The sequence below is a fragment of the Nonomuraea sp. H19 genome (genome assembly GCF_052068215.1).
In the GTDB taxonomy this organism is placed as follows: domain Bacteria; phylum Actinomycetota; class Actinomycetes; order Streptosporangiales; family Streptosporangiaceae; genus Nonomuraea.
This window is the reverse complement of sequence record NZ_JBQHCV010000006.1, coordinates 192822-207526: the sequence shown is the minus strand read 5'-3', so window position 1 is coordinate 207526 and position 14705 is coordinate 192822. Positions and strand designations below refer to the sequence as shown.

Below are 14705 nucleotides of genomic sequence, written 5' to 3'. Positions count from 1 at the left end.
CGCCTGAAGGACAGTCCACCATGTGAGAGCCACCGTCCACCAGGTAGAGGCCCGGGTGTAGGGTTCAGACATGACTTGTCGCTACGCGTTTACCGAGCCGGCTCCGGGAGGGCCGGTCGGAGTCTAGCGACCGCTTGGAGTCGGCACGAGGCAGAGACCCCCGTCTCTGCCTTTTTGGTTTTCCACGCCGGTTCCAGGGAGCCGGCCCGATGGGGGAGTCGAGATGTCATCGACCTTGGAACGGCACGCGGTGGCCGTCGGAGACCTGCTCGTGGGGGAGGGGCCCGCCGTCGTGATCGCCGGCCGGGTGAGCCTGCGGGCCCATCATGGGCAGGCGGACGCGTTCGAGGTGCTGCGGGAGCGGGCCACACTGGCGGAGCCGTACTCCGCGGCTGATCTGCCGGCGATCGCCGAGCTGGCCGACGCCGTGGTGGTGGGGGCGGCGTGGACGCGCGACATCCCGCTGGTCCGGGCGGCGGCCGGGCTCGGGCTGCCGGTGGTGGTCGAGCGGCGTGCCGCGGCCTCCATGGAGGAGTGGCTGGGGCTGGCCGACTACTGCGCGGCCGCCGGTGACGGGCGGGTGATCCTCTGCGAAGGCGGCCGCCTGGACCTGGGGCTGATGCGGGCGGCACAGGCGGCGTCCGGGCGGCCGGTCCTGGCCGACGTTTCGCGGAACATCGAGCTGTCGGCGGCTGCGGTCGCGGCCGGGGCGGACGGGTTGATCGTCGACGGCCCGTGCCGGACGGCGGAGGCTCCGGAGCAGGGCAGCGGATGGACGGCCACGCGGACGGACGCCGAGCCGCTGCCGGACCTGCGCGTGGCGGAGGAGGCCGTGACCGTCGCCGGGGCGCTGCTCCGGCCCGAGTCGCCCGCCACCCTGCCGGAGTGCAGGCAGGCGATCGACCGGGTGGACGCCGCCCTGGCCACGCTGCTCGAACGCCGCGCCGCGCTCGCGGGCGTCGTGCAGCGGCTCAAGCCGGTCGGCGGCTTCGCGGGACGCGACATGGCCAGGGAACGCGCCCTCGTCGCCAGGATGGCGCTGCGGGCCCCCTCGCTCGGCGAGAAGCACCTCGCGCCCATCATGAACGCCGTGATCGAGGCAGGCCTCCACCTGGCCGAGGAACGCTCGGAGCGGTGAACCCGCACGGCGGCGCCCCGCGCGCGTGCCGCGTGCCACCGCTCCGGGGCCGGCGGGGTCACGGGGTGACGATGCGGAAGTTGTTCATGGGCCGGCCGGGGCCGGCGGCGATCTGCTGGGTGACGAGGTCGGCGAAGCGGCGATAGCCGTCCCCCGTCGGGTGGTAGCTGCGGGCGTTGACCCTGAGCTCCTCCATGTCCACCCGCAGCCCGTTCAGGTACGGCTGCGGCCGCCCCACCTCGTGCCCCGTGAACGCCTCGTACGCGTCCACGTATTCGACGCTGCCCGGCCCTCCGAACGCCGCGATCGCCCGGTCGAACTCGGCCACCACGGCGCCCACCGTGTCGTTGAGCCGCCGCGTCATGCCGTTCAGCCACCGCTGGTCCGCGGCGCTCAGGTTGTCGACGCTCTGCGTGGGCTCCTGCGGGAACGGCCGGGGATAGCCGAGGACGATGATCCGGGCGTCGGGCGCCCGGACGCGCAGCTCGCGCAGGACCTTGGTGAGGTTGGGGCGGAGCTCGTCGATGCGGCGGGTGACGGCCGCGTCCTGCTCGACGCACGCCGTCGACCCCGGCAGCTTGACGATGCAGCCGGTCAGGACCTCGGTGAACCCCGCGTCGTTGCCGCCGATGCTCAGCGTAACCAGGCTCGCGGACCGGTCCACGCGGGTGATCTGGGGCCGCTGGCCGTACTGGCCGGACAGGATCTGGCTCGTGGTGGCGCCGCTGCAGGCGTAGAAGGCGGTGCCGCCGCCGAAGTGGTAGGACTTGGCCACCAGCGGGACGTAGGAGCCGGTCGCGCGGTGACAGCGGTCGGCGCCGTCGTTGACCGGTTGCCCGTCCAGCTCGTAGACGCCCTCGCCGGAGGAGTAGGAGTCGCCGAGCGCGACGTAGGTGCCGCGCTGCGCGACCTGCACGGGCGTCAGCCGGTCGACCTGCGGTAAGCGGCCGCGCGGCGCCTGGTCGGGGCAGCCGGCGTCCAGCACGGCGCAGGCGAGCTGCGGCAGGACGCCCAGGGGCAGGCACGCCAGGGCGAGCGCCGCGCCGACGGCCGCCGCGGCCACGACCCGGACGATGCCCCCGGCCCTGCGGCGCGCCGCAGCTTGCCCACCGGACTCACGCCGTGACGCAGCCTCCCCACCGGACTCACGACGCGCCGCAGCCTGCTCATCGGACTCACGACGCGCCGCAGCCGGGGTCTCTCGCTGCGGTGCGGCCGCATCCTCGCCGGTCTCCGGCTGCGCTGCCGACGGGGTCTGGACGATCTTGAGACTCGGCTCCTCCAGCGCGACCTCCCCCGAGCGGCGAACCCCTGCCTCATCGAGATTAACCCGCGATCCGGCCGCGCTCGCCGGGCATCGCGCGGGCACGCCGGCGGCTGACGACCCGCCAGCCGAGCGCGATGGCCACGACCAGCACCGGGATGAGGAAGAACGCGACGCGCTGATCGCGGTCGGCGAACGGCATCAGCAGCACCACCAGCGCCAGGAACGCGAGCGTCAGCCAGTTCGTGTACGGCGAGCCCGGCATGGGGAACGCCGAGCGATGCCCCGACCTGCGCAGCCGCAGCTGGCAGTAGACGAGTACGCCCCACGTGGTGATCACCCCCAGGGACGCGCCCGCGGTGGCGATGTTGAAGGCGCGCTCGGGCAGGAAGTAGAACAGCGCCACCCCCGCCAGGAACATGATCGCGGTGAACAGGATGCCGCCGATCGGCACGTGCCGGGAGCTGAGGTTGCCGGCGAAACGGGGCGCCTCCGCCTTCATGGCCATCGAACGCAGGATGCGGCCCGTGGCGTACAGGCCCGAGTTGCACGACGAGAGCGCGGCGGTGATCACGACGAGGTTCATGGCGTCGGCCGCCCACGGGACGCCGAGCCCGGAGAAGACGGTCACGAACGGCGAGACGCCCGCGCGGTAGACGGTCCACGGCAGGACCATCGCGAGCAGCGCCACCGAGCCCACGTAGAAGATCGCGATCCGCCACACCACGCCGTTGATCGCTTTCGGCATGACCTCGTGCGGCCTGGCGGTCTCGCCCGCCGTGATCCCGACCAGCTCGATGGACGCGTACGCGAACACCACCGACTGCAGGCTCATCAGCACCAGCGGGAACCCGGTCGGGAAGAACCCGCCGTGGGAGACCAGGTTGTGCGGCCCGGCCTCGCCGATCGAGAACACCACCAGCACCAGCCCCACGACCAGGAAGACCGTGATCGCCAGGACCTTCAGCATCGCGAACCAGAACTCCAGCTCGCCGAACAGCTTGACCGACAGCAGGTTGACCGTCAGCACGAAGCCGAGCGCGATCAGCGCCGTGACCCATTCGGGGAACGCGGGCGCCCAGTAGTAGATGTACGCGGCGATCGCGGTCAGCTCGGCGATGCCGGTGAACGCCCAGTTGATCCAGTACATCCAGCCGCTGGCGAACGCCGCCCACGGGCCGATGAACTCGCCCGCGTACTCGACGAACGACCCCGACGCCGGGCGGTAGAGCACGAGCTCGCCGAGCGCCCGCATGACGAAGAACGCGGCCAGCCCGGCGGCGGCGTACGACAGCACGAGCGCGGGACCGGTGGCGGCCAGCCGGCCCCCGGCGCCGAGGAACAGGCCCACCCCGATCGCCCCGCCGATCGCGATCATCTGAACCTGCCGGTTGCCCAGCGCGTGCGTGTATCCCTCGTCGGTCTGCGTGCGCACGGAGTGTCTCCTTCGCTACTCACCGTAAAGGCGACGATATAGGCGCCGGTGATCGCGGGGGTCCTCGGCACGCCGTTGCGCGAGAGGGCGCGGTGCGGCTCCGGGATGTCGGTCCGGGCCACTAGAGTCAGAGCGCACAATCACATCAGACCGGGAGGCGCCGCTCCATGTCGTCCAGCGACTCGTTCGTTCATCTGCATGTGCATACGGAATATTCGATGCTGGACGGGGCCGCCCGGCTCAAGCAGATGTTCAAACAGGTCGGCGAGCTGGGCATGCCCGCGATCGCGATCACCGACCACGGCAACATGCACGGCGCGTACGACTTCTACAAGCAGGCGACCGGCGCCGGCATCAAGCCGATCATCGGCATCGAGGCCTACGTGGCGCCGGAGCTGCGCCACAACAAGAAGCCGGTGCTGTGGGGCGAGCCGCACCAGAAGAAGGACGACGTCTCGGCGGGTGGCTACTACACCCACATGACGATCTGGGCGCGTAACAAGACCGGGCTGCACAACCTGATGAAGCTCAGCTCGCGCGCCTTCACCGAGGGGTTCGTCCGCAAGTGGGCGCGGATGGACGCCGAGATCCTCGCCGAGCACGCCGACGGCCTGATGGCCACCACAGGCTGCCCGTCGGGCGAGGTGCAGACGAGGCTGCGGCTCGGCCAGTACGACGAGGCGGTCAAGGCCGCGGCGAAGTTCCAGGAGATCTTCGGCAAGGACAACTTCTACCTGGAGGTCATGGACCACGGCCTCGACATCGAGCGCCGCGTCCGCGACGGGCTGACCAGGATCAGCAAAGAGCTGAACATCCCGCCGCTGGTCACCAACGACTCGCACTACACCTACGAGTCCGACGCCGCCTCCCACGACGCCCTGCTGTGCATCCAGACCGGCAAGCAGCTGTCGGACCCGGACAGGTTCCGCTTCGACGGCAGCGGCTACTACATCAAGACCGCCGACGAGATGCGCGCGGTCGACTCCTCCGACCTGTGGGCGGAGGGCTGCCGCAACACGCTGCTGGTCGCCGAGAAGGTCGATCCCGCCGGGTTCTTCGAGTACAAGAACCTGATGCCGACCTACCCCGTCCCGGACGGCATGACGGAGGAGGAGTTCTTCCGCCAGGAGGTCTGGAAGGGGATGGAGCGCCGTTTCCCCGAGGGCGTGGACGAGGAGCACCGCGCCTGGGCGGAGAAAGAGCTCACCGTCATCATCCAGATGGGCTTCCCGAGCTACTTCCTCGTGGTCGCCGACTTCATCATGTGGGCCAAGACCAACGGCATCCGCGTCGGCCCGGGCCGTGGCTCGGCGGCCGGCTCGCTGGTGGCGTACGCGCTGGGCATCACCGACCTCGACCCCATCCCGCACGGCCTGATCTTCGAGCGCTTCCTCAACCCCGAGCGCGTGTCCATGCCCGACGTCGACATCGACTTCGACGAGCGCAGGCGCGGCGACGTGATCCGCTACGTGACCGAGAAGTGGGGCGCCGACAAGGTCGCCATGATCGCCACGTTCGGCACCATCAAGGCGAAGGCCGCCATCAAGGACGCGGGCCGCGTCCTGGGCTACCCCTACGCGCTCGGCGACAAGGTGTCCAAGGCGTTCCCGCCGGCCGTGATGGGCAAGGACATCCCGCTGTCGGGCATCTTCGACAAGGACCACCCGCGCTACGCCGAGGCCGGCGAGCTGCGCAGGCTCTACGAGGAAGACGTCGACGTCAAGGCGACGATGGACCTCGGCAAGGGCCTGGAGGGCCTGATCAGGCAGACCGGCGTGCACGCCGCCGGCGTGATCATGTCGGCCGAGGTGCTGACCGACCACATCCCGATCATGCGCCGCGACTCCGACGGCGCGATCATCACGCAGTTCGACTACCCGACCTGCGAGACGCTCGGCCTGCTGAAGATGGACTTCCTGGGCCTGCGCAACCTCACGATCATCGACGACTGCCTGAAGATGATCGAGGCCACCAGCGGCGAGCAGATCGACCTGCTGAAGCTGCCGCTGGACAACCGCAAGGCCTACGAGCTGCTGGCCCGGGGCGACACGCTCGGCATCTTCCAGCTCGACGGCGGCGGCATGCGCTCGCTGCTGCGGCTCATGCGCCCCGACAACTTCGAGGACATCTCCGCCGCCCTCGCGCTCTACCGCCCCGGCCCGATGGGCGCCAACTCGCACACCAACTACGCGCTGCGCAAGAACGGCCAGCAGGAGATCACCCCGATCCACTCCGAGCTCGAGGAGCCGCTGAAGGAGATCCTCGACACGACCCACGGCCTGATCGTCTATCAGGAGCAGGTCATGGCCATCGCGCAGAAGGTCGCCGGCTACTCGCTCGGCGGCGCCGACCTGCTGCGGCGCGCGATGGGCAAGAAGAAGAAGTCCGAGCTGGACAAACAGTTCGAGTTCTTCGAGAAGGGCATGCAGGACAACGGCTTCTCGGCCGCGGCCATCAAGGCGCTGTGGGACATCCTGCTGCCGTTCTCCGACTACGCCTTCAACAAGGCCCACACCGCCGGCTACGGCCTGGTCTCCTACTGGACGGCCTACCTCAAGGCCAACCACCCGGCCGCCTACATGGCCGCGCTGCTGTCGTCGGTGAAGGACGACAAGGACAAGTCGGCTCTCTACCTCAACGAGTGCCGGCGCATGGGCATCAAGGTGTTCCCGCCGGACGTCAACGACTCCGACTTCGACTTCACCCCGCGCGGCACCGACATCCGCTTCGGCCTTTCGGCCGTCCGCAACGTCGGCGCCAACGTCGTCGACGGCATCATCGCCGCCCGCAAGGAGAAGGGCCGCTTCGGCGACTTCAAGGACTTCCTGCGCAAGGTGCCGGCCATCGTCTGCAACAAGCGCGTGATCGAGTCGCTGATCAAGGCAGGCGCCTTCGACTCGCTCGGCCACGTCCGCAAGGGCCTGGTCATGGTGCACGAGCAGGCCGTCGACGCGATCATCGACATCAAGAAGAACGAGGCCATCGGCCAGGACTCGCTGTTCGGCGCGATCGAGGGCGGCGAGGACCAGACGTTCGACGTGCAGATCCCGCCCGGCGAGTGGGACAAGAACACCCTGCTGCAGTTCGAACGCGAGATGCTCGGCCTCTACGTGTCCGACCACCCGCTGTTCGGCGTCGAGCACATCCTGTCGGCCGGGGCCGACTGCTCGATCGCCGCCGTTCAGGACGAGAGCCGGGCCGACGGGCAGGTGGTGACCCTGGGCGGCATCCTGAGCGGGGTGCAGCGCAAGGTCACCAAGAAGGGCGACACGTGGGTGCTGACCCAGTTGGAGGACCTCGAAGGGTCGATCGAGGTCATGATCTTCCCGTCGGCGTACCAGCTGTGCTCGACGATCCTGGCCGAGGACGCGATCGTGTTCGTCAAGGGGCGGATCGACAAGCGGGAGGACGTCGCCAAGATCATCGCCATGGAGGTGACGGCGCCGGACCTGACGCAGGAGGCCGGCGGGCCGCTGCTGGTGAGCCTGCCGCTGAACCGCTGCACGCCCCCGGTGGTCGGGCGTCTCAAGGAGATCCTCACCACCCATCCGGGCACCTCGGAGGTCCACCTGCAGGTCCACAACGGGCCCAAGACGACCGTGATGCGTGTGGACGACCGCCTGCGCGTCACCCCGTCCCCGGCGCTGATGGGCGACCTGAAGCAGCTCCTCGGCCCGGCCTGCCTGGGCGCCTGAGAGAAGACGGCGCCTGGATTGGCAAACCTCGCCGTCGCCCGCCCTTGGAGCGTGGGGCAGGATCACTAAGGTGAGCGAACTGCACTACCTCAGCGCGACCGAGCTGGCCCGCCTGATCAGCACCCGGCAGGTGAGCGCCGTGGAGGTCGTCCAGGCCCACCTCGACCGCATCGAGGAGGTCAACCCGCGCGTCAACGCCATCGTCACCCTGGTCGCCGAGCAGGCGCTCGAAGCGGCCAAGGCGGCGGACGCGCGGGAGCCGGCCGGGCCGCTGCACGGGCTGCCCGTCGCGCACAAGGACCTCGTCGACACCGCCGGCATCCGCACCACCTACGGATCGCCGCACTTCGCCGCCAATGTTCCGGCGCAGGACGACCTGATCGTGCAGCGCCTCCGGGCCGCGGGGGCGATCACCGTAGGCAAGACCAACACCCCGGAGTTCGGCACCGGCTCCCACACCGTCAACGAGGTGTTCGGCGCCACCCGGAACCCCTACGACCTGTCCAAGTCCGCCGGTGGCAGCAGCGGGGGAGCCGCCGTCGCGCTGGCCACCGGGATGGTGCCGCTCGCCGACGGCTCCGACATGGGCGGCTCCCTGCGCAATCCGGCCTCCTTCTGCAACGTCGTGGGCCTGCGCCCCACCCCCGGCCGGGTGCCCGCCCCGTCCGACGCCAACGCCTGGTACACCCTGTCCGTCCTGGGGCCGATGGCGCGGACGGTCGAGGACGTCACCTTGATGTTCGGGGCCATCGCCGGATTCGACCGGCGCTCTCCCTACTCGATCAAGGAGGTCTTCGCCCCCGAGCCCGAGGAGGGCGTGGCGGGGATGCGCGTGGCCTGGAGCCCGGACCTGGGCGGGCTGCCGGTGGACCCGCGGACGGCGGCGGTCACCGCCACCGCGCCCGGCGTGTTCGAGCGGCTCGGCGCCCATGTCGACCAGGTCGAGCTGGACCTGTCCGACGCGGAGGACGCCTTCCGCACCTACCGGGCCTGGAACTACGCGCTGTCCTTCGGCGACCTGGACGGACTTGGCCCCAACACCGCCTGGAACGTCGAGCAGGGCCGCAAGGTCACCGGGGCCGACCTGGCCCGCGCCGAGCGCGCGCGCAGCCGCCTCTACCAGCGGATGGCCGCGTTCTTCGACACCTACGACGTGCTGATCACGGTGGTCAGCCAGGTGCCGCCGTTCCCGGTCGAGCACCCCCACGTCAAGGAGATCAACGGCCAGCAGCTCCCCGACTATCTGGCGTGGATGCGCTCGGCGTACTGGATCAGCGTCCTGCACGCCCCGGCGGCCTCCGTGCCGGCCGGGTTCACGCCGGACGGGCTGCCGGTGGGGGTTCAGATCGTCGGCAGGCCGTTCGAGGACGCCAGGGTGCTGCGCGTGGCCCGTGCGTTCGAGCAGGCCACCGGGCACGGCCTGCGCCACCCGCCGCTCTAGAGCGGCTCCCCGTAGGGATGCCGCAGCGGCGACTCGCGGTAGCCGTGCATGCCTTCGAGAACCCCGAAGAACCCCACCGCGAGCAGCGACCAGGACACCAGCACGCCCGAGGCGGTCAGCTGCAGCGCCCCCGGTACGATCTTCGCCCCGGGCACCACCGCGGCCTCCACCGTGACCGCGCCGATCGTGACCGCGGACCCGACCCACAACGTCAGGAACGCGCCCAGCACCCCGCCGGCGCAGAGCCCGAGCAGCACCGGCAGCATCCACTGCCGCGCCGCGAACCACGCGACCCCGCCGCACAGCAGCCCCAGCCCGCCCGTGATCACCGCGAACCAGCCGTCGGCCGCGATCAGCGCCTGCGTGGACGGGTCGGCCAGCACCGTTCCATCCGCCGTGACCTGGTACGGGGCCCGCGGCGACACCCCGGACCAGAGCAGCCCGGCAGCGGCTCCGAGAGCGGCGAGTGTGAGGACAGTTACCGCAAAAGCGCGTACTTCCCTCGACACGCCACTCCCCCTCACATCTACGTCCGAATCAGCTCGATGGTATCCCCCGGATAGGCTCGCCCCGTGACGCAAGAAGAGGTCTGGCTGATTGAACCCTCCGGTCCGCTCCGGGGAGACGTCCAAGTACGCGGTTCCAAGAACGGCGTGTCCAAACACATGGTCGCCGCCATGCTCGGCAGTACCGAGAGCAGCATCCACAACGCTCCCGAGGTGGGCGAGGTCGGCATCACGGCGGCCATGCTGGAGGCGCTCGGCATCCACGTCCAGATCTCCCGAACGGAGATCAGGATCGAGCGCGGCCCGGAGATCGAACCGAGAGTGCCCGACGCGTTCACCGGGCTCAACCGCATCCCCATCCTCATGCTCGGCCCGCTGCTGCACCTGGCGGGCGAGGCGTTCGTGCCGCTGGTCGGCGGCGACCCCATCGGGCGGCGGCCGGTGAACTTCCACGTGGAGGCCCTGCGCGCGATGGGCGCCGAGGTGGAGGTGGGCGACACCGGCATCTTCGCCAAGGCCAAACGCCTCAACGGCACCCGGATCGAGCTGCCCTACCCGAGTGTCGGCGCCACCGAGACGATCCTGATGTCGGCGGTGCTGGCCGAGGGCAAGACCGTGCTGAAGAACGCCGCGATGGAGCCGGAGGTGGTCGAGCTCGCCCTGTTCCTGCAGCGGATGGGGGCCAGGATCGAGCTGTCGCCCGACCGCAGGATCGTCATCGAGGGCGTCGAACGGCTGCGCGGCGCCTCCACCTGGCTGAACGGCGACCGCATCGAGGCGTTCTCGTACCTGGCGGCGGGCCTGGTCACCGGGGGAGAGGTGCGCGTGCACGGCTGCCCGCAGGACCGCCTGGTCACCGCGATCACCACGCTGGCCAGGATGGGCGCCCAGTTCGACATCAACGACGAATACCTGTGCGCCACCGCTCCTCCCGAGGGGCTGCGCTCGGCGGCCGTGCAGACCGACACCCACCCCGGGTTCATGACGGACTGGCAGACGCCGCTCATGGTGCTGTTCACGCAGAGCCAGGGCATGTCGGTGCTGCACGAGACGGTCTTCGAGAACCGCCTGGTGTACGTGCCCGCGCTGCAGAAGATGGGCTGCGAGATCGAGGTGTTCGACCAGTGCCTGGGCGGCCCGGCCTGCCGCTACCACGACACCAACGCCCGGCACTCGGCCGTGGTGCGCGGCGTGTCCAAGCTCAAGGGCGCCGACGTGACGCTGCCCGACATCAGGGCGGGCTTCTCGGCCGTGCTGGCCGCCGCGGTGGCCGACGGGCCGTCCACGCTGCGCGGCGTGCACCACATCGAGCGCGGCTACCACCAGCCGTTCGAGCAGTTCGCGTCCCTCGGTCTGAACATCCGCAGGCATAGGTAAAGACCCAGGAACAGGGCGTTTGCCGGGGTTCGGTGGGTTGCAGACCATCTGAGTGACCGTACTCAGATCCGTCGGCGGGCTCGGGCTGGCGGGAGCGCTCGGTGGAGTGCTGGTGGCGGCGCTGGCCGTACCCGTGGTGAGCGGGGGCGGCCTGGCGGCGAAGAACGTCGCCAACACCTTCGTCGACCTGCCGCCCGCCCCGCGCGAGGAGCCCCTCGCGCAGGTGACCAGGCTGCTGGACAAGGACGGCCGGCCGTTCGCCCAGTTCTACGAGGCCAACAGGACGGCCGTGCCGCTTCGCGCCGTCGCGCCGGTGATGCGCAAGGCGATCGTGGCCATCGAGGACGCCCGCTTCTACGAGCACGGCGGCCTGGACATCAGGGGCACGTTCCGGGCGCTGCTGACCAACACCCAGGCGGGCGGCATCAAGCAGGGCGGCTCGTCCCTGACGCAGCAGCTCGTCAAGAACATCCTGGTGGAAAGCGCCCGCACCGACGCCGAACGCGACCGGGCCCGCGCGCCCAACCTCGGCCGCAAGATCACCGAGCTGCGGTACGCGCTCGCGCTCGAACGCAAATACCGCAAGGACGAGATCCTGGAGCGGTATCTGAACATCGCCTATTTCGGCGCCGGCGCGCACGGCGTGCAGGCGGCGGCCAGGCGCTTCTTCTCCACCTCGGCCGCCAAGCTGACCCTGACCCAGGCGGCCACGCTGGCGGGCGCGGTGCGGATGCCGTACTCGACCGATCCCTCGATCGGCCCGGCGCAGCGCACGCGGCTGAGGGAGCGGCGGGACCTCGTGCTGGACCGCATGGCCGGGCTCAAGATGATCAGCCAGCAGGAGGCGGCGAGCGCCAAGCGCTCGTCCCTGAACCTCAAACTGAGACCCGAGCCCGGCGGGTGCGAGCAGAGCACCTACCCGTTCTACTGCCTGTACGTCCAGCGCGAGCTCCTGTCCAACCCGGTGTTCGGCAACACGGCGGCCGAGCGGCGCATGAGGATGGAGCGGGGCGGGCTGGTGATCAGGACCAGTCTGGACCCGATCGCACAGCAGGCCGCCGAGCGGGCCATCCGCCACCACGTGAACCCCGAGGACACCGAGGTGGCCGCCGAGGCCATGGTGGAGCCGGGGACCGGGCGGATCAGGGCGATGGCCGCGAGCAAGCGGTTCGGCCGCAACCCCGGCGACCGCAAGAACGGTCCCAAGACCACGTTCAACCTGGCCGCGGACGTGGCGCACGGCGGCGGGCAGGGCTTCCAGGCCGGCTCGACGTTCAAGGTGTTCACCCTGGCCACGGCGCTGAAGCAGGGGTGGCGGTTCGGCGACGGCTTCATCACACCGGGGGCGCTGGTGCCGGGACAGGGCTATCGCAACTGCGCGGGCCGGCCGGTGAACGACCCGGGCACCCGCATACTCAACGCCAGCGGAGAGGGCTCGGGCGGCCCCCACAGCATCGAGACCGGCACCTGGAAGTCGGTGAACATCTTCTACATGATGCTGGAGCGCAAGGTCGGGCTCTGCAACGTCGTCAAGACGGCCAGGGCGCTCGGCGTCACCAGGGCCGACGGCGGGCCGCTGCGCGAGGTGCCGACGTTCACGCTGGGCGTCAACGAGATGGACCCGGTGACGGTGGCGGCGGCGTTCGCGGCGTTCGCGGCCCGCGGGGTCTATTGCCGGCCGCTGGCCATCGTGGAGATCACCGGCAGGGACGGGCACCGCGCGCACGTGCCGCCGGCCTGCAAGCAGGTCATCGAGCGGCCCGTCGCCGACGCGGTCAACCACGTGCTGAGCGGCGTGTTCGACAAGGGCACCATGCAGGGGCAGAGCATCGGCCGGCCGGCCGCGGGCAAGACGGGCACCAACAACGGCTACACCTCGGCCTGGTTCGCCGGCTACACGCCGCACCTGGCGGCCGCGGTCAGCGTCGGCGACATCCGCGGCTCGTACCGGTTCCCGCTGCAGGGGGTGGAGATCGGGGGCCGCTACTACGGCTCGGTGCAGGGCGCGTCGCTGCCGGGGCCGATCTGGGTGGAGTCGATGGGGCCCGCGCTGCGCCGCGTCGAAGCCGAGGGCTTTCCCGGTCCGGACATGGCGCGCTTCGGCGGCGGCCACACGCCCGGGCTGGCGGAGGCCATCGCCGAGGAGGAGCGCCGCAGGCAGGACGGCGACCGGACCATCGCCAGGCGGCACCGCCGGATCATGGAGTGGCTGCTGGGCCGCGGTCCGGCGGACGGGGAGCTCGGGTGGCCGCGGCGGCATACGGGTCCCAGGTGGCCGCGGCGGCACGAGGAGCGCGGGGGCCCGCGGCGGCACGAGCATGGAGGGCCGCGGCGTCAGGAGGAGCAGGGGGGCCCGCTGCGGCAGGAGGAACCTGGAGGCCCGCGGCAGCAGGAGGAGCACGGGGGCCCGCTGCGGCAGCAGGAACCTGGAGGCCCGCCGCGGCAGGAGGAGCATGGAGGGCCGCGGTCGCGCCACTAGCCTCGGATCCGGTGTGGGCGCCTAGCCCGCCTTGCCGATGGGGGCGGTGACGGCCCTGGTGAGCGTGATGAGGTTGTCGGGCGCGGTCTCGATCTGCAGGCCGCGCCGGCCGGCCGAGAAGTAGATCGTCTCGAAGTCCAGCGCCGAGGAGTCGACCACGGTCGGAAGCTGCTTGCGCTGCCCCAGCGGGCTGATGCCGCCCACGACGTAGCCGGTCACCCGCTCCACCTTGGCGGCGTCGGCCATCGTGGCCCGCTTGCTGTCGAGCGCGCCGGCCAGCGCCTTGAGGTCGAGCTTGCCCGAGACCGGCACGACCGCCACCGCGAGCCCGCTCTCGACCTCGGCCACCAGGGTCTTGAAGATCCGCTCGTACGGGACGCCGAGCGCGTCCGCGGCCTCCTCGCCATAGGCCTGGGCGGAGGGATCGTGCTCGTAGGGGTGGAGCGTGAACTCGGCCTTGGCCTTGATCAGGGCCACGGTGGCCGGGGTGCCGCCCTTGCCTTTCGATTTGCTCACGGGAAACGATTGTAGCGAATCTACAATGTAAAGGCGCGGCCCGGGGTGTAGCCGAACGCCCGCCTGAAGGCGTCGATGAACGCGCTCGCCGACGCCCATCCGCACCGATGCGCGACGACGGTCACGGGAGCGCCGTCGGCCAGCAGCAGGAGCGCGTGGTGCAGGCGGAGCTGGGTGCGCCACTGCGGGAAGGTCATGCCGAGCTCGCGGCGGCAGAGCCTGGCCAGCGTGCGCCCGCTGGTGCCCGCCTGCGCGGCCAGCCGCGCCAGCGTCCTGCCGTCGGCGGGGTCGCGGTGCAGGATCGCGCAGACCGCGGCCAGCCGGGGATCTTCGGGGGCGGGAAGGTGCAAGGGCTGCTCGGGGGCTCGCCGGAGCTGGTCCAGCAGCACGGCCAGCAACCGTCCCCGTTCCCCGCCCATGCCGCCGCAGTCGCCATGGTCGCGATCGGCCGGGACAGCGGGAGCGGGGGCGGGCGGGGTGGCGGCGTCGGTCGTGTAGGCGATGATCAATTCGCGGAGCAGGGGGCCGACGGCGAGGACGGCGGGGCGGTCGAGGCCGAGCGGGTTGCTGGTGAGGCCCACCAGGCGCAGGTCGGTATCGCCGTGGGCGCGATGCTCGTGGACGGTGCCCGCGGGAACCCAGATCGCCCGGTTCACCGGCGCCACCCACGTGCCGGCGCTGGTGGTGACGGACAGGACGCCGCGGCAGGCGTACACGATCTGGTGGGTGTCGTGCCGGTGCGCGTCGATGCCAGCTCCCGGCGCCAGCGGGCGCCGCCCCGTGGGCGCTTCGGGCAGATGGCGGATTTCCGGCATGGATTGGCACTTTATCGGAAGCGCGCCATGCACGGGCCG

At 70.8% G+C, this 14705-nt stretch carries 10 protein-coding genes; 5 read left to right on the top strand and 5 right to left on the bottom strand.

Annotated elements, in window-relative coordinates; genetic code table 11:
• The first annotated feature begins 223 nt into the window (after positions 1-223).
• On the top strand, positions 224-1138 hold the full coding sequence (locus ACTMTI_RS15065) for a chorismate mutase (RefSeq protein ID WP_441120923.1): 915 nt from the start codon (positions 224-226) through the stop codon (positions 1136-1138).
• A gap of 58 nt (positions 1139-1196) precedes the next feature.
• On the opposite strand, the gene ACTMTI_RS15060 is transcribed toward ACTMTI_RS15065, so the two are convergent.
• Positions 1197-2201, bottom strand: a complete 1005-nt coding sequence (locus ACTMTI_RS15060; protein WP_441120922.1) for an SGNH/GDSL hydrolase family protein — start codon at positions 2199-2201, stop codon at positions 1197-1199.
• A 262-nt stretch (positions 2202-2463) separates the two neighbouring features.
• Positions 2464-3837 (bottom strand): amino acid permease, encoded by a 1374-nt coding sequence (locus ACTMTI_RS15055; protein WP_441120921.1) that lies wholly within the window; start codon positions 3835-3837, stop codon positions 2464-2466.
• 167 nt (positions 3838-4004) lie between these two features.
• Between ACTMTI_RS15055 and dnaE the strand changes: the two genes are divergently transcribed.
• Positions 4005-7532, top strand: a complete 3528-nt coding sequence (gene dnaE, locus ACTMTI_RS15050) for a DNA polymerase III subunit alpha (protein ID WP_441120920.1) — start codon at positions 4005-4007, stop codon at positions 7530-7532.
• A gap of 70 nt (positions 7533-7602) precedes the next feature.
• Entirely contained in the window at positions 7603-8973 is a 1371-nt protein-coding gene (locus ACTMTI_RS15045; protein WP_441120919.1) for an amidase, read from the top strand.
• Here the strand turns inward: ACTMTI_RS15045 and ACTMTI_RS15040 are convergent.
• Positions 8970-9482 (bottom strand): hypothetical protein, encoded by a 513-nt coding sequence (locus ACTMTI_RS15040; RefSeq protein ID WP_441120918.1) that lies wholly within the window; start codon positions 9480-9482, stop codon positions 8970-8972. The two genes, ACTMTI_RS15045 and ACTMTI_RS15040, sit on opposite strands and share 4 nt — an antisense overlap.
• Before the next feature lie 63 nt (positions 9483-9545).
• Here ACTMTI_RS15040 and murA point away from each other — a divergent pair, with 63 nt between their 5' ends.
• Both murA and ACTMTI_RS15030 read left to right on the top strand, forming a co-directional pair.
• Entirely contained in the window at positions 9546-10856 is a 1311-nt protein-coding gene (gene murA / locus ACTMTI_RS15035) for a UDP-N-acetylglucosamine 1-carboxyvinyltransferase (RefSeq protein WP_441120917.1), read from the top strand.
• A 52-nt stretch (positions 10857-10908) separates the two neighbouring features.
• Positions 10909-13335, top strand: coding sequence for a transglycosylase domain-containing protein (locus ACTMTI_RS15030; RefSeq protein WP_441120916.1), 2427 nt, complete (start codon positions 10909-10911; stop codon positions 13333-13335).
• 21 nt (positions 13336-13356) lie between these two features.
• On the opposite strand, the gene ybaK is transcribed toward ACTMTI_RS15030, so the two are convergent.
• Together ybaK and ACTMTI_RS15020 are read right to left on the bottom strand one after the other, a co-directional pair.
• Positions 13357-13851: a Cys-tRNA(Pro) deacylase gene (ybaK, locus tag ACTMTI_RS15025; protein WP_441120915.1), complete on the bottom strand. Its 495-nt coding sequence runs from the start codon at positions 13849-13851 to the stop codon at positions 13357-13359.
• A gap of 20 nt (positions 13852-13871) precedes the next feature.
• On the bottom strand, positions 13872-14666 hold the full coding sequence (locus ACTMTI_RS15020; protein WP_441120913.1) for a helix-turn-helix domain-containing protein: 795 nt from the start codon (positions 14664-14666) through the stop codon (positions 13872-13874).
• Positions 14667-14705 lie beyond the last annotated feature (39 nt).

Excerpts from the sequence above, each read along its gene's own strand:
- ACTMTI_RS15065 (WP_441120923.1), top strand. The coding sequence starts at position 224 with ATGTCATCGACCTTGGAACGGCACGCGGTGGCCGTCGGAGACCTGCTC.
- dnaE (WP_441120920.1), top strand. The coding sequence starts at position 4,005 with ATGTCGTCCAGCGACTCGTTCGTTCATCTGCATGTGCATACGGAATAT.
- ACTMTI_RS15020 (WP_441120913.1), bottom strand. The coding sequence starts at position 14,666 with ATGCCGGAAATCCGCCATCTGCCCGAAGCGCCCACGGGGCGGCGCCCG.